We start from the raw sequence: 17,478 nt of genomic DNA, 5'->3' as shown, positions 1-17,478 counted from the left end.
GGGTTTTCCTCCTCAGTCCGCAAAGACATGCATGTCGACTTCGCGCGCGTCCGGGTATTTCGCCTTCAGCGCATAGTCGACGGCGGCAGCGGCATCGTCCCGGATCTCGCTTTTCAGGCTCTCAAGCTCTTCCTTCGAGGCGATCCCCTCGCCGGTCAGCCACTTCGAGAATTTCTCGATCGGATCGCGGTTTTCCTTCCACTCCTTCTCCTCGGCCTTGGAGCGGTAATATTCGCGGTTGATGTCGCCCACATGGTGGCCGTGATAGCGATAGGTCTGAAGCTCGATGAAGAACGGCCCCTCGCCCCGCCGGCAACGCCCGGCAAGTTCGCGGGCAAGCTCGTTGACGGCGAGCACATCCTGACCGTCGACCTCGAAGGCCTCGAAGCCGAAGGCCCGCGCCCGGTCGGTGATCGAACCGGCGGCGATCTCGGCCGTTTTCGTATACTCCGAATAGCCGTTGTTCTCGCAGGCATAGATCACCGGCAGGTTCCAAAGCGCCGCCATGTTCATCACCTCGTACAGAAGACCCTGCGCCGTCGCCCCGTCGCCGAAGAAGCAGACCGTCACGTCGTCGGATTTCTGCAGCTTCGCCCGGAGCGCCGACCCGGTGGCAATGCCCATGGAGCCGCCGACGATGGCATTGGCGCCGAGATTGCCGTGGCTCTGATCGGCGATATGCATCGATCCGCCCTTGCCCCGGCAATAGCCTTCCTCCTTGCCGAGGAGTTCGCAGAACATCGCCTGAAACTCCGCCCCCTTGGCAACGCAATGGCCGTGGCCGCGATGGGTGGAGGTGATCCGGTCGCTGTCGGTCAACGCCTCGCAGATGCCGACGGCAACCGCCTCCTCGCCGGAATACATATGCGTCAGCCCCGGCATCTTGGCGGAGAGATAAAGCTGGTTGGCATTATCCTCGAAGGTGCGGATGCGGACCATCTGCCGGTACATGCGCAGATAGTCCTCGCGGTTATGCTTGTTGTCTGAAGCGCTCATGACATCCCGCCTCAATACCGGTTGGCGATGGGCAGTTCTTCTGCCGGAAACAGCGAGATGACCTCACACCCCTTGTCGGTGACGACGACCTCCTCCTCGATGCGGGCGGCGGAGAAGCCATCGGCGGCCGGGCAATAGGTCTCCAGCGCGAAGACCATGCCGGTCTGGATTTCCATCGGATTGTCGAGCGAGACCGCCCGCGAGATGATCGGGCGCTCGTGCAGCGCAAGGCCGAGACCGTGGCCAAATTGCAGGCCGAAAGCGGACAGTTCGTCCGGGAAGCCGAATTCTTCCGCCTTCGGCCATGCCTTGGCCACGACATCGGTGGTCACGCCCGGCTTGATCAGCGCGATCGACGCATCGATCCATTCACGCGCCTTCACATAGGCATCGACCTGGGCAGGCGTCGAGCGGCCGATATTGAAAGTGCGGTAGTAGCAGGTGCGGTAGCCCTGATAGCTCTGGAGGATATCGAAGAAGGCCTGGTCGCCGGGCCGGAAAAGTCTGTCGGTGAAATTGTGCGGATGCGGATTGCAGCGCTCGCCGGAAATGGCGTTGATCGCCTCGACGTCATCCGATCCCATTTCGTAGAGCATCTTGTTGGACAGCGCGACGATCTCGTTTTCGCGCACGCCCGGTTTCAGCTCCTCGTAGATCATGTGATAGACGCCGTCGACCATGCTGGCGGCCTGGGTCAGAAGCTGGATCTCGTCCCAGTTCTTGATCTCGCGCGCCGACAGCATGATCTGCTGGCCGTCGACCACGTTGATGCCTGCAGCCTTCAGCGCCTCGAACATGGCGGTTTCGGCATAATCGACGCCGACCGGCATGTCCGCCATGCCGGCATCGCGGATGAGACCGGCGATCTCCTCGGCATATTTTTTCATCAGCCCGAAGGAGGGCGGAATGGTGCCGCGCATGCCGACGACGCCCGCACGGCAATGATCCGGCACCAGCCAGTCGGAGAACTTGCGGTGATGCACGGCGGCGGAGCCAAAATCCCAGACGTAAGGCGCGTCATCGCCCGTCAGCAGGCAGAAGCGGCACATCTTGTCGCGTTCCCACTCGCCGATCTTGGTGGCGGAGACATAGCGGATATTGTTGACATCGAAGAGCAACAGCGAGCCGGCATCGCTGTTCTTAAGCGCCTGGCGGGTGCGCGACAGGCGGTAGCGCCTCAGCCGGTCGTGATCGACGCGACGTTCGAAATCGACGGACGTATGGCCCCAGGCGGGCAGGCGGCCCTCCCAGTTCCAGTTGGGCTGAAGGTCCTGCGGGGTGAGCACATTGGGTGTCAGTGCACGGTTCATGAAATCCTCCCTCAGGCAGCGCGATCGCCTGCCTGCTCGGTTGAAATGAATGGTCAGAGAAGCAGGTTTTGCGGCGCTACTGGATCACCCAGCCGCCATCGATATGGATCATCTGGCCGGTCATGTAGTCGCTGTCGTGGCTGGCGAGGAATGCGGCCGTGCCCTTCACGTCGTCGGGATAGGAGACCTTCTTCAGCGCCAGGGCATTCTCCGCGAGGTCTTCGAATGCCTGGCCTTCCTTCTGCTTGAAACCCATCTCGACCAGATCCTTGTCGAGCTGCGCCCAGAGCGGCGTCTTGACCACGCCCGGCGCATAGCCGTTGACGGTGATATTGTGCTCGGCAAGCGTCACCGCGCCGCAATGGGTGAGCGCCAGGCAGCCATATTTCGAGGTGCAGTAGACCGTCACATCGTAAAGGGGTTTGCGCGACGCGACCGAGCCGACATTGATCAACTTGTAGACATGCTCCTGCTTGCCCTGCTTGATCATCTGCCGGGCCACGGCCTGCATGCCGAGCCACATGCCCTTGGTGTTGACGTTCATGATGAAGTCCCAATTGTCCTCATCAATGTCCATGAAGAATTTCGGCTTGTTGACCCCGGCATTGAACAGGCCGACATTGATCATGCCGAAGGCCTCGACTGTGGCGGCAACCGCTGCCTCATTGTCATCGCGGCTCGTCACATCCATCTTCACCGCAATCGCCCGGCCGTTGCCGGCGGCGTTGATCTTGTCGGCGAGCGCCTTGCCCAGTTCGAGGTCAAGATCCCCGATGCAGACATTGGCGCCCTGCTCGGCGAAATGCTCGGCGTTGGTTGCGCCCATGCCCTGGGCGCCGCCGGTGATCAGGATGTTTTTGCCTTTGAGGCGATTGGGGTCCATGGTCTCTCCTCCCGTGTTGACCGACCCTTTGACTTTGCAAAGAGCCTATGTGACGCGTTTTCGCATGGCCTCTTCCGCGCGAGTCTGAGCGCGTGAAAGGGCCTGTTTCGGACTGACGATGCCGCGCAGCATGTCGTGCAGCTCATGGCCGCAGATCTGGATGATGTCGGAAATCTCAGGGATCGGCGGGCGCGGCCAGAACTGCAGCTCGTCGCGCCAGGACATCTGGTCGACGCTCTCGAAGATCGGCGAGAGGCGGCGCACCTCCGGATCGGAACCGACGGAATAGCGCGGCGCGGTGCGGCTGCCGTTCTGGATGAAAAGTTTCTGCGCTTCCGGCGAGGTGAAGGCGACCAGCGCCTCGACCGCCTCGTCCACCCGCTCCTCCGGCAGATTGGCGGGGACGCCGAAGACATAGCCGCCGACGGGCGCGATCGGCGTGCCGCCCGGTCCGTGCGGATGCGGCAGGTAACCGGTATTGCCGAAGGCGGGCGATTGCGGATCGAGCTCGAAATAGGGCGCAAGCAGCGTGTAGCCATAGGCCATCGCCACCTTGCCCTCGGCGTAAGGACGGACGCGCTCGTACCAGGACATGGACAGGATGTCGGGCGGCGAGAATTCCATCAGCGCCAGGAGATATTCCGCGGCTTCGAGCGCCTTCGGCGTATCGATCGTCGGAAAAAGATCGTCGCGCTCCAGATGGTCGGCGTCGAAGCCGCCGGCGATCTCGTTCAGGTTGATGATCGGCTGGCCGAAATCGGCACAGGTCATCATGAAGGTGTGGCCGAGCGCCGTTCCGCGCGCGGCATTCCAGGCAATGCCATAGACGCCCATGCGCGGCTCATGCAACCGGGCTGCGGCCTCGAGCACGGCTTCCGTCGTTTCCGGCGGCTCGAGCGCAGCTTCCGCGAACAGGTCGCGGCGATAGAAAAACAGTTCCGGCGTCGTCTGGCTCGGCACGCCATAGGCAACACCGTCCCAATGGGCGGCGCGCCAGCCGGCCGTGTGGAAGTCGCCGGGATCGAGCCTGTCGAGATCCATGATGGACGGCAGCGGCCGCAGGACGCCCTTCTTCACGAACTCGCCGAGCCAGGGCAGGTCGACCGCGATCAGGTCATAGCGACTGACGGCACGCTCGGCATTGCGCAGCGCCTCGCCGCGCAGGCGATCGATGGAAAAGGCGCGCTGGTGGATATTGCAGCCGACCAGATGCTCGAACTGGCGCTTCAGATTGCTCATCACCATGAAGGTCGGGTCGCCATGGACGAGAATGCGCAGGCCCCCGGAAAGCTTCATCGGCGTCGGCAGCGCCTGCGGCGGACCGATCAGCATCTTGCCCGGCTGGTAGGAACCACCGAAGTAATAATCGGCATTTTCCTGGGTGAAGCCGTCGGCGCCGAAACGCACGGCCGCCAGCCGATGGATGCGGCGGGCAAGCTGGCACCAATTGTCCAGCATTTCGGGACTTGGGTGCAGCGAAACGCTCTTGCCGGATTTTGAACGCGGGCGCTGCTCGACCGCGCCCGATTCCAGCAGTTCGGTCAATTTGCGCGTCGCCGTTGCATAGGGCACGCCGGAGGCCGCGATGATCGATGAAGGGATCACCATCCGCCCTTCCAGATGCCGGCGCAGAAGATGCAGGCTCATATTCAGATAGGGGTTCGGCGCATTCGGCGTGGTGGCGTCATCGACCTCCACCAACACATCTTCCATGAACCGCACGACGGCCTCCAGCTCGGCGGAAACGGAAGTCTGTGCCTCCGCCCCGCCGGCCACGGCAACGCCATATCCATTTTGAATATTTTGTGCGATATCCTGATTCATCTGTCCCGGCAAACCGTGCTCCGGTCTGCGCCTCGTTGACGATGCCATTTGCTCTCCTCCCTATTTGTCCAAAACCGCGATCCTGAAATATCGCTAAAAAATCCAATACGGATAATTAAAAATTCATTTTGGATATTTTAGGCAGGTCCATCGCAAGCGAATTAGTGGTGTATGAAAGCCCATTGCCCGGGAGAGGCCCGACCGGTTGCCGGAGGGCTGAGGCAATGCATCCATTTTATCGTTTGGGAGGAACGGAATATGAGATTTTCAGCCAGGCTCACCTTGGCCGCAACGACCGCGATTGCGGGGCTCGCCCTTGCAGGCGCCGCATCCGCCGAGAGCTACAAGATCGGCATCACGCAGAACAATGTCGGCGTTGACAGCTATCAGACGACCTATGAGCAGGCCTTCATCAACGCAGCCGACGCCAATCCCGACGTCGAAACCGTTGTCCTCGACGCAGGCGGCGACGTCGCCCGTCAGATCGCCCAGGTGGAAGACCTGATCCAGCAGAAGGTCGACGCCATCATCATCTGGCCGACCAATGGCGAGGCCGTGATTCCGGCCGTGCGTAAGGCCCACAAGGCCGGAATTCCGGTGATCGTCACCAATTCCAACATCGCCGAACCCGGCTTCGATTTCGTCGCTTCGTTCTCAGGTCCCGACAACATCACCCAGGGCGCGCGCTCGGCCGAGATCATGTGCGACAAGTTCAAGGAGATGGGCATCGCCGACGAGGCGAAGATCGTGCAGATCTCCGGCCAGCCCGGCTACACGACGGCGATCGAGCGCGCCAAAGGCTTTGAGGATCGCCTTCCGGAGGTCTGCCCGAATGTCGATCTGGTCGAGACCCAGCCGGGTGACTGGAACCGCGAGAAGTCGCAGAAGGTCATGGAAGCCTTCCTGGTGAAATATGACGATATCGACGGCGTCTATGCCGGCGACGACAATATGGGCGTCGGCGCGCTCAACGCCGCCAAGGCCGCCGGCCGCGATGGCATCATCTTCGTCGGCGCGACCAACTTCTCCGTCGGCTACGAGGCCATGGAAAACGGCGACTACTGGGGCTCGATCTACCAGTCGCCGGTCGATGACGCCGAGGCCGCGCTGCAGACGGCAATCGACGTGCTCGACGGCAAGGACGTGCCGTTCCTCAACTATTTCGACACGCCGAAGATCACCCAGGACAATATGGACCAGTTCACCAAGCCGGTGTTCTGAGCCTTACGCCTGATTACGGCGGGGCCGGGCAAAAGCCCGCAGGCCCCGTCTTTTCCAGCCAACCAAACATGAAATGACGGGAGAGGCTCAGTGGGTCGTGTCTCTGGACGTTCCTGCATCGTGACGGGAGCGGCGCGCGGTATCGGCCGCGCTATCGGCGAAGCGCTTCTGGATGAGGGCGCCGATGTCTGCTTTGCCGACATCAATGCCGAGAAGATCGCCGCGGTCGCGCAGGACAATCGCGAGCGGGCGCAGCGAAACGGCGGGCGGGTCACCCATGCCGTCGTCGACGTGACGAAACGCGAGCAGGTGCGCGCCATGATCGCCCATGCGGTCTCGGTCTTCGGCAAGCTCGACGTCAAGTTCAACAATGCCGGCGTCAACCGACCGATGAATTTTCTCGACGTGACCGAGGAGAACTGGAATTTCATCATGTCCGTCAACGGTCTCGGCTGCCTGATCGGCATGCAGGAGGCGGCGCGGCAGATGATCAGCCAGAAGACCGGCGGCAAGATCATCAACACGACCTCGATCGCCGGCAGGCAGGGTTTCGACAATGTCGCCCCCTACTGCGCATCGAAGGCGGGCGTGATATCGCTGATCCAGTCCGGCGCGCGCGATCTGGCCAAACACAACATCACCGTAACCGGCTTTGCGCCCGGCGTGGTGGCAACGGAAATGTGGGAACAGGTCGACCGCGACCTGATGGAGATCGGCGCGGCGGAGAAGCCCGGCCAGGCCATGGCCGAATTTTCCGCCGACATTCTGCGCGGCAAGGTGGCCCGGCCGGACGACATTACCGGCACGACCACCTTTCTCGCCTCGCCCGACAGCGATTACATGACCGGGCAGGTGGTCATGATCGACGGCGGCATGACGCTGGTCTGAGTTGCCTGCACGAAAAAGAGGGTGGATAACGCCCGAAATGGCCTGGTAACCGGAGCTTTGGGAGGAGCTTGTGGCGAATTTTACGCGAAAAGATGTGGGCGCATTGCTGGCCCGGCAAGGGATCCTGATCGCCTTCGTGGTGTTCATGATCGGCTTTGCCCTGATCAACCAGCGCTTTGTTGCGCCGGACAATATTCTGGGCGTGATCCGCTCCTCGGCCATTCTGGGCGTCATCGCGCTCGGCGTCACCTTCGTCGTCATCGGCGGCAATCTCGACCTGTCCGTCGGTTCGATGATGTCCTTTTCCACCATTGTCGTGCTCGACCTGCATGACAGGCTCGGCCCGGTTCTCGGCATTCCGGCCATGTATGCGATGACGCTGGCGCTCGGTGCCTTCAACGGCTTCCTGATCGGCTACCTCCGGCTCAACTCGCTGATCGTCACGCTGGGCATGCTGTCGGCGATCTACGGGCTGACGCTGACCTATTCCGGCGGCAAGAACATGGACATCGCCGACAAGGAAGGCACCTGGTTTTCCGTCTTCGGCCAGGGCGACATTCTCGGCATCCCCTCCCCGATCGTCATCTTCGCGGGTCTGGCCATCGTGCTTGCCCTGCTGCTCGCCAAGACGCCCTTCGGCCGCAAGGTCTATGCCGTCGGCGGCAACGGGGTCGCGGCAACCTTTTCCGGCATTCCGCGCGCCCGTATCGTGTTCTTCACCTATCTGATCTCCTCCTTCTGCGTGGCGACCGCCGGCCTCATCCAGGCCAGCCGCTCGCTGGGCAGCCAGAACACGGTCGGCCAGGGCATGGAACTGGAGGTTCTGGCGGCCGTCATCCTTGGCGGCGCATCGCTGCTCGGCGGATCCGGCACCGTGTTCAAGACCGTCATCGGCGTGCTGATCCTTGGTTTTATCCAGAATGGACTTCTGCTCGCCGGCCTGCAGTTCTACGTCCAGTATGTCGTCACCTGGGTGATCATCATTCTTGCGGTCTGGCTCGATATCGCCGCCAAGCGCGGCCGTCTCTGGTCGCCGATTGCGTGAGGAGATGACCATGACCAGCCAGAGCTACAGCAAATACATCAAGCAGGGCGCGATCTGGGGTTTCATCCTCGTCGAACTGATCTTCTTCTCCGTCGCCGGGCACTTCCTGTCGCTGTCGGACACCGCCTTCATGGATTTCGACAACATGCTGCTGCTTCTGAAGCAGTCGGTCCCGATCGGCATCATCGCCATCGGCATGACGGTGATCATGATCAACGGCAATATCGACCTTTCCGTTGGCGCGACCTTCGCGCTTGCCGGGATCGTCATGCTGGATTCGATGACATGGCCGGTCTTTGCAGGCCTCGGCGACTGGGTGATCCCGATCTCCTGGGCGCTGGCGCTTCTGACGGGCGCCGTCCTCGGAGGCCTCAACGGCCTCATCGTCTGGAAGACGGGCGTCGACGCCTTCATCGTCACGCTCGGCGCCATGCTCGGCTATCGCGGCCTGGTGTTCATGTATAATGGCGAGAACCCGACCTCACACCTTAACTGGACGCTGGTTGATTTCGCCGAAGCGCAGTTTCTCGGCATCCACACCGCAAGCTGGTTCTTCCTCGCCGTCACTGCCATCATCTGGCTGGTGATGACGAAGACGGTCCATGGCCGCAATGCCTATGCGATCGGCGACAATCGCGAGGCGGCGATCAATGCCGGCATTCGCGTCGGGCCGCATTTCCTGCGCAATTTCATCCTGATCGGCTTTCTCGCGGCATTGAGCGCCGTGGTGTTCTACTCCGAAAGCGGCTCGGTGAACCCCAATGACGGCGAGCTTTATGAATTGTGGGCGATCACGGCGGTGGTCCTCGGCGGCACCAAGCTTGCCGGCGGTTCGGGTTCGATCCTCTCCACCTTCGGCGGCGTCATCGCCATCCAGCTTCTGCGCAAGGGCCTCGGCTATATCGGCGCGGATACCGAAACCGTCAATCTCGTGATCGGCCTTATTCTCATCGCCGTCCTGTTTCTGGACCGCCAGTTGAACCGCAAGGGCAGAGGGGAGCTCAGGATATGAGTGACATCAAACCGGCGCTGAGGCTCGACAATATCGTCAAGACCTTTCCGGGCGTGCGCGCGCTCGACGGCGTCTCGCTCGACATTCGCCCCGGCGAGGTCCACGCGCTTGTCGGCGAAAACGGCGCGGGCAAATCAACGCTGATGAAGGTGCTCGGCGGCATCCACCAGCCGGACGACGGCCGCATCCTGATCGATGAGCAGCCGGTGGTGATGACCTCGCCGCTGCAGGCGAAATCGAAGGGCGTCGTCTTCATTCACCAGGAGCTCAGCCTCGCAACCGAGCTGACGGTGGCGGAAAACATCTTCCTCGGCGAATTGCCGCTGAAGCGCTTCGGCCTTGTCGACTGGAAGCGATTGCATGACGACACGCAATGCATCCTCGACAAGTTGAGGACGGGCTTTACGCCGGAAACCCGCGTCGGCGAACTCTCCATCGCCAACCAGCAGATGGTGGAAATCGCCCGCGCCCTGACGGTCGAGGCCAAGGCCGTGATCTTCGATGAGCCGACCGCCTCGCTGACGGATGCGGAAAAGGTCGTGCTCTTCGATGTCATCGCCGACCTGAAGGCCCAGGGCGTCGGCATCATCTACATCTCCCACCGCATGGAGGAGATCTTCAACATCACCGACCGCATCACCGTTCTGCGCGACGGCGAGTGCCGGGGCACGCTGGTGACGGCGGAAACGAACGAGGACGAGATCACCCAGCTGATGATCGGCCGCTCGCTCGACCTTACCCGCAACCACGAGCATGTACAGCTGGGCGAGGTCGCGCTCGCTGTCGAGAACCTCTCCTGCAACGGGCTGTTCCGGGATATCAGCTTCGATGTCCGAAGGGGCGAAGTCGTCGGCTTTTACGGCCTTGTTGGCGCCGGCCGCACGGAAATCGCCGAAACGCTCTTCGGCCTTCGCGAGCCGAGCGGCGGACGCATCCTGCTGCAGGGCAAGTCGGTGAAGCTGCATTCACCGATCGACGCGATCAGGAACGGCATCTCGCTGGTGCCGGAGGACCGCAAGGGCCAGGGCCTGGTGCTCGGCATGAACTGCCGCGACAACATGACATTGCCGCAGGTCGGCGATCTGACCGCCGGGCCTTTCGTCTCGGACGGCGCGGAGATCGCCATCTTCGACCAGTATCGCGACAAGCTCGATATCCGCACGCCCGGTTGGCGGCAACTCGCGGGCAATCTTTCCGGCGGCAACCAGCAGAAGATCGTCATCGGCAAATGGCTCTCCATGCATCCCGATATCCTGATCGTGGACGAGCCGACGCGCGGCATCGATGTCGGCTCGAAATCCGAGATCCACAACCTCATCCGCGCGCTTGCCCGCCAGGGTTATGCCGTAATCGTCATCAGTTCGGAAATGCCGGAAGTGCTGCATGTCTCCGACCGGATCGTCGCCATGTATAGCGGCCGGATCACCGAGATCTTCACCGCCGAAGAGGTTTCCGAAGACAAGCTGATCCAGGCCATTTCCGGCCTCGAGGTTGAGAAGGCGGGCTGATGCGGATCGGATTTGCAGGGCTTGGCCGCATGGGCGCGGCGATGGCGCGCAATCTGGTGCGCGCCGGACATGATGTTACCGTCTGGAACCGCTCCGCCGGCAAGGCGACGAGCTTTGCGACGGAGACCGGCGCCCGCGCGGCTGAAACGCCGCGGGACCTGGCGGATGATGCCGACATCGTCATCACCATGCTGGCGGATGATGCCGCCTCCGATACCGTGCATTTTGGCGAGGACGGGCTGTTTTCCGGCAAGCGCGCGCGATGGTTTGTCGAAATGGGCACGATGAGCCCCGACCATATCAAAAGCCTTGCCACCCGAGTTCCAGACGGCGCAACTATGATCGATGCGCCCGTTTCCGGCGCGACCCAGGCGGCCGAAGATGCAGCCCTCCTGATCATGGCCGGATGCGACGCCGAGACCGGCGCGCCGCTCCGTCCGGTGTTCGATGCGCTCGGAAAAAGGACCATCTTCCTCGGAGAAAGCGGCCGCGGCGCGGTGATGAAGCTCTCCGTCAATTCCCTGCTCCACGGCATCAACCAGACGCTCGCCGAAGCCATGACGCTTGCGGAGGCCGCAGGCATTCAGGCGGAAGCGGCCTTCGACGTGATCGAGGCCTCGGCGGCGGCGGCTCCGATGCTGAAATACCGCCGCCCGCTCTATCTCGATGAAACCGCCCATGACGTGACATTTACGGTTGCCCTTGCCCGCAAGGACATGGCCGTCACGGCGGCGCTGGCCGAAAGGCTCGGCACCGCGATGCCGCAGGGGCTTGTGACACTCGAGAAACTGACTGAGGCCGAGCGCGCCGGCTATGGCGCCCGCGACATGGCCTCAATCCTCAATTTCATGCGAAAGGAACAGACATGAAGGCAGTCCTGTTTGTCGGTGGCTGGGAAGGCCACGCGCCGAGCGAATTCTCAGACTGGTATGCCGATCTGCTCAAGGAAAACGGCTTCAGCGTCGATGTCTACGACACGATGGAGCCGCTCGAACGCCCAGGTGACCTTGCCGGCATCGACCTCATCACCCCGATCTGGTCATCGGCGCGCTCCGGCCACCGCGAAGAATTCGGCACGATGACCAAGCCGCAGGAGGACGGCCTGCTGAAGCTGATCGGCAATGGCTGCGGCATTGCCGGCTGGCACGGGCATATGGGCGATGCCTTCCGCGACCGCCCGACCTATCACTTCCTCATCGGCGGCCAGTTCGTCGCCCACCCGCCCGGCTGGCCTGACAACCTGCAGCCGCGCGAGGACTATATCGACTACGACGTGACGATCTGCCGGCCGGCCGATCCGATCGTCGAGGGCATCAGGAGTTTCCGGCTGCGATCGGAGCAATATTACATGCTGACCGATCCCTCCAATGAGGTTCTGGCGACCACGACCTTTTCCGGCGATCATCTCTGGTGGATCGAGGGCACCGTCATCCCCGTCGTGTGGAAGCGCCGCTGGGACAAGGGCCGCGTTTTCTACTGCTCCATCGGCCATGAACTGGCCGATCTGCAGGTGCCGCAGGTGACCGAGATCATCCGCCGCGGGGCGCTTTGGGCGGCACACGGCAGGGCCTGAACTGCCGGCCTTAAACCGTCACGAGATGGCTGACGACCGGCCTGCCCGGAGCGACGAGATAAAGCGCGTATTGCGCCGGATCGTCGGAAAAGCGGTAGGGCTGGTTCTCGCGCAGGTCGAGCGCCAGTTGGTGCGACGCGGATGGCGCAATGAAGACCGGCACGCCCGCGAGGCTGCCGGATATCGCCCGGTGCATATGCCCGCAGAGAATCGCCTTGATGCCGCCATGCCCGGCAACGAGTTCCGCGAAACGCGCACGTCCTTCGCCGAGCGCGATCGCATCCATGTTGCGCTGTCCCGTATCGATCGGCGGGTGATGCATGAAGATCAGAACGTCCTCGCCGCTGTTCCGCCTCAGCGCGTCTTCCAGCCATTCAAGCCGCGCCGCGCACAGCGCGCCCTGCGGCGCACCGTCCACCAGCGTATCAAGGCCCAGTATGGCGACGGGATGAGCGGCATCCTCGATGCAGAGATGCCCTGAGCCTGTCTCCCCCACCATGCCTTCAAGTCCCTTCAGCATTGGCGCGCGGGCATCGTGATTGCCCGGAACCGCCAGCGCCGGAATGCCGAGCGACCGGAGCGCCCGGCCGATGTGAAGGCATTCCGCCTCTCCCGCTTCCTCGCAGAGATCGCCTGAAAACAGGATCAGGTCGGGTTTCACCGGCTGATCGGCAAGGCTTTGCATCAGCCGGTCGAACGCGGCCTCAGTATCGAACCGCCCGGCGAGCTTTCGCCCGCCGAGAACAAGATGCGTATCGGTGATCTGCGCAATCAGCATCGCGGTTTCCCCTTCCGGCGGCAGACCGGCCATGTGCCCTTATTTCAGCCGTTTGATCAGGCTCGACGTATCCCAGCGGCCGCCGCCATCCTTCTGGATATCGGCATAGAACTGGTCGACAAGCGCCGTGACCGGCAGGGACGCGCCGTTGCGGCGGGCCTCCGTCAGGCAGATATCGAGGTCCTTGCGCATCAGGTCGACGGCAAAGCCGAAGTCGAACTTGCCCTCATTCATCGTCGCACCACGATTTTCCATCTGCCAGGAGCCGGCAGCCCCCTTGGTGATGATGTCCAGCACGATGCCGACATCGATCTCGGCCTTCTGGGCAAAGTGAATGCCTTCCGACAGCGCCTGCACCAGCCCGCCAATGCAGATCTGGTTGACCATCTTGGCAAGCTGCCCGCTTCCGGCCTCACCGACGCGGCGCACCGATCGGCCATAGCTTTCCATCACCGGACGCGCGCGCTCGAAATCGGGCTCGTCGCCGCCGCACATGACGGTGAGCACGCCATTGACCGCGCCTGATTCGCCGCCGGAGACCGGAGCGTCGACAAAGGCGATGCCCTTTTCCTTCGCCGCCGCGTAAAGCTCGCGCGCGACTTCGGCCGAGGCAGTCGTGTGATCAACGAAAACCGAGCCTTCCTTCATGGTCGAAAGCGCGCCATTCTCGCCGAGAACGACTTCACGAAGGTCGTCGTCATTGCCGACGCAGCAGAACACGATCTCCTTGCCGGAGGCGGCGGCGGCCGGGGTATCCGCCGTGCGTCCCTCGTAATCCGCAGCCCACTTCTCAGCCTTTGAGGCCGTGCGGTTATAGACCGTGACGGTGTGTCCGTTTTTCGCCAGATGACCGGCCATCGGATAGCCCATCACGCCCAGACCGAGAAATGCAACATCTGCCATTGCGCCTGCCTTTCGTCTCTTCAGAATGCTGCCGACACCATCGCAATTTGCGGCCGTTTCGCAAGACCCGTTGGCCCGGGAACGCAAAAAAGCGCCGGTCGCCCGGCGCTCTTTCCGTCATCATGCCTGCCCGAGAGAAAGGCAGGCCAAAGCCTTAGGGCTCAGCCCCAGTTAACTTCGAGGGCCTCGAAGAGTTCGTCGAACAGCTCTTCGCTCTTGCGCGAGGTCAGCGAGTTCAGCGGGTCGAGGGCAAAACCTTCGTATACGGTCGCCTTGTCCTCGTTCATGATGCCTTCGAGGATATAGCCCTGAACCGTCATGATCCGGCTTTCCAGCGATTGCACGCTTTCCGGCAGGACGCCGCAGGCAACCGGCTCGATCTTGTTCTTCGAGATCAGGCCGTAGCTTTCGACAATGTGACCTTCCGGCGCAAAGTCGTTCTGACCGATATTGGGCAGGTTGCACTGGGTGCGGCAGGTGGCGCCGTCGGCGCCGGCCAGCGCCTCGATCATCTTCACGCCTTCTTCGCCGGACGGCTTCAGGTCTGCTTCGAGGAAGGCCTTGCGGGCCTTGTCCTGCTCCTTGGAGCGGCGGACACGCCATTCGTAAGGTGTGATTGCGACACCCCAGCTGTTCAGCTCTTCCTTGGACTTCAGGTACCACGGAACGAATTCCGCAAGATGCCGGTCGCCGGCAGCGCCCAGAACGCCGAAACGCTTCAGGAAGTCGGTGGCAACGCGGAAATCGCAATCGAACCAGTTTTCCTCAGCCTCACGCTCCAGCGCATTCTTGGTGAGCTGTTCGGGCGAAAGCGCCGGCAGGCTCTTTTCGAACTCGCCGAGGATATCCTGGCCATTCCACATTGCGCGCGTTGCGAAGGTGAAGTGGTTGACGCCCGAGATATCGAGGACGATGTCGTGACGCTTCGGCAAGTCGACCTTGTAGTGATCGCGCACCCAGCGACCGAGCATCTCCTGCGTGTGGAACACTTCATGGCAGCAGCCGACGGCCTTGATCTCGGGCTCTGCTTCGAAAAGCGCAGCCGTGCACCAGGTCATCGGGTTGGTGTAGTTGATCACCCAGGCATCCGGGCAGACGGCCATGATGTGATGGGCGAAATCGGCCATGACCGGCAGCGAACGCACGGCGCGGGCCATGCCGCCCGGCCCGATCGTGTCGCCGACGCTCTGGAAGATGCCGTATTTTTCCGGGATCTTCAGGTCGATGAAACGCTTTTCGGTCGGGCCGGGCTCGATCGAGATCACGACGAAATCGGAGCCTTTCAGGGCCGTGTCGAGATCGGGTTCGACTTCGACCTTGAACTTGGCATTGGCTTCGGGGCGACCAAAGATGTTGGCGCTGATTTCCTTGTTCTTCTCGGCGGCTTCGTTGTCGATGTCATAAAGCGTCAGCGTTCCGGAGAGCGACTTCGACAGCGCCAGGTCGGCCATCAGGTGCAGCGCCCACTGCTGGCTGCCGCCGCCGATATAGGTGATTTTTACGTCTTCCATCAGATAAATTCCTTTATCCTTGTATTGAAACTTCTGGGACGGGGGCTGGGAGGAGGAGACCCCCGTCCCGATCCGGCCCCGCTAACGGGACCGGTGTTGGTTTGCCAATGCCTGCGGTTTAGACGCCGAACAGGTTTGGCAGGAACAGTGTGACCGCCGGGACATAGGTGACGAGAGCAAGCACCAGGAGCAGAACCAGGAAGACCGGGGTCAGATAAGGCAGAACCTTTTCGATCTTGGTCTCGCCCACCGCAGCGCCGACGAAGAGCACGCAGCCAACCGGCGGGGTAATATTACCGATACCGAGGTTGAAGATCATCATCACGCCGAACTGGATCGGATCCATGCCGAACATCTGGGTCGCAATCGGCATCAGGATCGGGGTAAAGATCAGGATAGCCGGCGTCGCATCCATGAACGTGCCGAGAACCAGCAGGGCAACGTTGATGATCAAAAGCAGGATGATCTTGTTGTCGGTCACGGTCAGCAGGAAGTTGCCGATCATTTCCGGAATCTGGGCATAGGCCATGATCCAGCTCATCAGGCTCGATACCGCGACGAGGAACAGGATGACGCCGGTGGTGACGGCTGTATCCGTGAGCGTCGAAATCAGCATCTTTCGGTTGATCGTGCCATAGTAGAGCGACAGCAGCAGGCTGTAGACAACGGCGATGGCAGCACCTTCCGTGGCGGTGAAGACGCCGCCGACAATACCGCCCATGACAATCACGATCAGCATCAATGCAGGGATCGAGTCGAGCACGACCTTCATCTTCTGGCCGAAGGTCAGATCCGATTCTTCGGTCGGCAGGTTATAGCGCTTGGCCATGAAGTAGGCGACGAGCATGACTGCAAAGCCCCACAGAAGGCCGGGGATCCAGCCGCCCATGAACAGACCAGCGACAGAAACGCCACCACTGACGATCGAAAACAGGATCAGCAGGCCCGACGGCGGGATCAGCATGCCAACGGGACCCGAGGCAATGTTGATGGCAGCCGAGAATGCCGGGTCGTAGCCTTTTTCCTTCTGGATCGGCGCCATGGTGCCGCCGATGGCGGCCGTGCAGGCCATGCCGGAGCCCGAAAGCGTACCGAACAGCATGTTGCCCATGACGTTGGCGTGGGCGAGCGCGCCGGGCATGCGGCCGCCGAACATCAGCGCAAGATTGATCAGCTTCCGCGCTATGCCGCCATGGTTCATGATGTTGCCGGCAAGCATGAAGAACGGCACGGCCAGCATGCCGAATGAGTTGATGCCGCCGAACATCTGCTGCGCGCCCTGAAAGAAGATCAGGTCATAGGGCAGGATGACCGTGATGGCGGCCAGCGAGCTGAGACCGATGGCAACCGCAATCGGCATGCCGCACAGCATCAGGATCACGAAAAGCGGGAGGAGGATCCCCGCGACGAGATTAGTGTCCATCTTTTTCGCTCCTGATATCGTTCAGCACTTCCCGGTAGTTGAGCGTCTTGAAGAAGACGGACAGGAATCCGGCGAGCGGTATGATGACGTAGACCCAGTTCATCGGCAGATCGAGGCTGTCTGAATGCTGGCCGACGCCGACGGAGACGAGGTTGAAACCACCCTTCAGAAGCACGGTGACGATGAATGCCATGACCGCGAGGTAGTTGAAGGTTTCAAGGATCAAGCGCTTGCGGCCCTTCAGGGCGTCCTTGATCAGACCCAACGACATATGCCGGTCCGTCAGCCCGAAGGCATAGGATGCGCCAAGGTAAACCAGCCAGATCATGGTGAAGCGCAGGGCTTCGTCAGTGAACTGGGAGGGCGAATTCAGGACATAGCGGCTGATGACCTGCCAGGTCGCCATGACGACCAGAAGAGCGAGAAAAACGGTGATCAGAAACAGGACCGTTTTTTCGAGGATTGTTCTTATGTTTTTCATGAGGAAACCTCATTGTGAGTGCAGAGGACGGTTCTGTCTTGCGGTAGTCCCCCCTCGCCGGATGCGAGGGGAAACCGGGCCTTTTGTTGCGTATCGCGCCGACACGCGAGCCTTTCGTCGCC

Annotated in this window: 16 protein-coding genes; 7 read left to right on the top strand and 9 right to left on the bottom strand. The window is 61.6% G+C overall.

Features of this window, described 5'->3' with window-relative positions:
* Positions 1-12: 12 nt before the first annotated feature.
* The 4 genes from GGR30_RS15675 to GGR30_RS15660 all read right to left on the bottom strand — a co-directional run bounded on the left by GGR30_RS15675 (position 13) and on the right by GGR30_RS15660 (position 5,013).
* Positions 13-996: a thiamine pyrophosphate-dependent dehydrogenase E1 component subunit alpha gene (locus GGR30_RS15675; protein WP_183488010.1), complete on the bottom strand. Its 984-nt coding sequence runs from the start codon at positions 994-996 to the stop codon at positions 13-15.
* 11 nt (positions 997-1,007) lie between these two features.
* Positions 1,008-2,306, bottom strand: coding sequence for a M24 family metallopeptidase (locus tag GGR30_RS15670; protein ID WP_183488008.1), 1,299 nt, complete (start codon positions 2,304-2,306; stop codon positions 1,008-1,010).
* 76 nt (positions 2,307-2,382) lie between these two features.
* Positions 2,383-3,189 carry an SDR family NAD(P)-dependent oxidoreductase gene (locus tag GGR30_RS15665; RefSeq protein WP_183488006.1) on the bottom strand — a complete coding sequence of 269 codons (807 nt, stop codon included), beginning with the start codon at positions 3,187-3,189 and terminating at the stop codon, positions 2,383-2,385.
* A gap of 45 nt (positions 3,190-3,234) precedes the next feature.
* Positions 3,235-5,013, bottom strand: a complete 1,779-nt coding sequence (locus GGR30_RS15660; protein ID WP_183488289.1) for an ABC transporter substrate-binding protein — start codon at positions 5,011-5,013, stop codon at positions 3,235-3,237.
* A gap of 258 nt (positions 5,014-5,271) precedes the next feature.
* Here GGR30_RS15660 and GGR30_RS15655 point away from each other — a divergent pair, with 258 nt between their 5' ends.
* The 7 genes from GGR30_RS15655 (at position 5,272) to GGR30_RS15625 (ending at position 12,260) form a co-directional block, all read left to right on the top strand.
* Complete coding sequence (locus GGR30_RS15655) at positions 5,272-6,234, top strand: sugar ABC transporter substrate-binding protein (protein ID WP_183488004.1); 963 nt, start codon at positions 5,272-5,274, stop codon at positions 6,232-6,234.
* A gap of 90 nt (positions 6,235-6,324) precedes the next feature.
* A complete protein-coding gene (locus GGR30_RS15650; RefSeq protein WP_183488002.1) occupies positions 6,325-7,122 on the top strand; it encodes an SDR family oxidoreductase in 798 nt (265 codons plus the stop codon).
* A 70-nt stretch (positions 7,123-7,192) separates the two neighbouring features.
* Positions 7,193-8,167 carry an ABC transporter permease gene (locus tag GGR30_RS15645; protein WP_024708440.1) on the top strand — a complete coding sequence of 325 codons (975 nt, stop codon included), beginning with the start codon at positions 7,193-7,195 and terminating at the stop codon, positions 8,165-8,167.
* A gap of 10 nt (positions 8,168-8,177) precedes the next feature.
* Positions 8,178-9,179, top strand: a complete 1,002-nt coding sequence (locus GGR30_RS15640) for an ABC transporter permease (RefSeq protein ID WP_183487999.1) — start codon at positions 8,178-8,180, stop codon at positions 9,177-9,179.
* Positions 9,176-10,687 (top strand): sugar ABC transporter ATP-binding protein, encoded by a 1,512-nt coding sequence (locus GGR30_RS15635; RefSeq protein WP_183487991.1) that lies wholly within the window; start codon positions 9,176-9,178, stop codon positions 10,685-10,687. Before GGR30_RS15640 ends, GGR30_RS15635 begins: the two co-directional genes overlap by 4 nt.
* A complete protein-coding gene (locus tag GGR30_RS15630; RefSeq protein ID WP_183487989.1) occupies positions 10,687-11,556 on the top strand; it encodes an NAD(P)-dependent oxidoreductase in 870 nt (289 codons plus the stop codon). The genes GGR30_RS15635 and GGR30_RS15630 overlap by 1 nt, the downstream gene beginning before the upstream one ends.
* Positions 11,553-12,260 (top strand): ThuA domain-containing protein, encoded by a 708-nt coding sequence (locus GGR30_RS15625; protein ID WP_183487987.1) that lies wholly within the window; start codon positions 11,553-11,555, stop codon positions 12,258-12,260. Before GGR30_RS15630 ends, GGR30_RS15625 begins: the two co-directional genes overlap by 4 nt.
* Before the next feature lie 10 nt (positions 12,261-12,270).
* Here GGR30_RS15625 and GGR30_RS15620 read toward each other — a convergent pair whose 3' ends face one another.
* The 5 genes from GGR30_RS15620 to GGR30_RS15600 all read right to left on the bottom strand — a co-directional run bounded on the left by GGR30_RS15620 (position 12,271) and on the right by GGR30_RS15600 (position 17,356).
* Positions 12,271-13,071: a phosphodiesterase gene (locus GGR30_RS15620; RefSeq protein ID WP_183487985.1), complete on the bottom strand. Its 801-nt coding sequence runs from the start codon at positions 13,069-13,071 to the stop codon at positions 12,271-12,273.
* Between the two features lie 6 nt (positions 13,072-13,077).
* The gene (locus tag GGR30_RS15615; RefSeq protein ID WP_183487983.1) at positions 13,078-13,941 is read right to left on the bottom strand and encodes an NAD(P)-dependent oxidoreductase; all 864 of its coding nucleotides are present in this window, start codon (positions 13,939-13,941) and stop codon (positions 13,078-13,080) included.
* Between the two features lie 161 nt (positions 13,942-14,102).
* Positions 14,103-15,452 carry a family 4 glycosyl hydrolase gene (locus GGR30_RS15610; protein ID WP_183487981.1) on the bottom strand — a complete coding sequence of 450 codons (1,350 nt, stop codon included), beginning with the start codon at positions 15,450-15,452 and terminating at the stop codon, positions 14,103-14,105.
* A 118-nt stretch (positions 15,453-15,570) separates the two neighbouring features.
* Positions 15,571-16,875: a TRAP transporter large permease gene (locus tag GGR30_RS15605; protein WP_183487979.1), complete on the bottom strand. Its 1,305-nt coding sequence runs from the start codon at positions 16,873-16,875 to the stop codon at positions 15,571-15,573.
* The gene (locus GGR30_RS15600) at positions 16,865-17,356 is read right to left on the bottom strand and encodes a TRAP transporter small permease (RefSeq protein ID WP_183487978.1); all 492 of its coding nucleotides are present in this window, start codon (positions 17,354-17,356) and stop codon (positions 16,865-16,867) included. Before GGR30_RS15600 ends, GGR30_RS15605 begins: the two co-directional genes overlap by 11 nt.
* Positions 17,357-17,478: the final 122 nt, after the last annotated feature.

This window comes from Martelella radicis (assembly GCF_014196625.1).
Taxonomy (GTDB): domain Bacteria; phylum Pseudomonadota; class Alphaproteobacteria; order Rhizobiales; family Rhizobiaceae; genus Martelella; species Martelella radicis.
The sequence above is the reverse complement of the archived record's forward strand: the minus strand, read 5'-3'. Positions and strand labels throughout refer to the sequence as shown.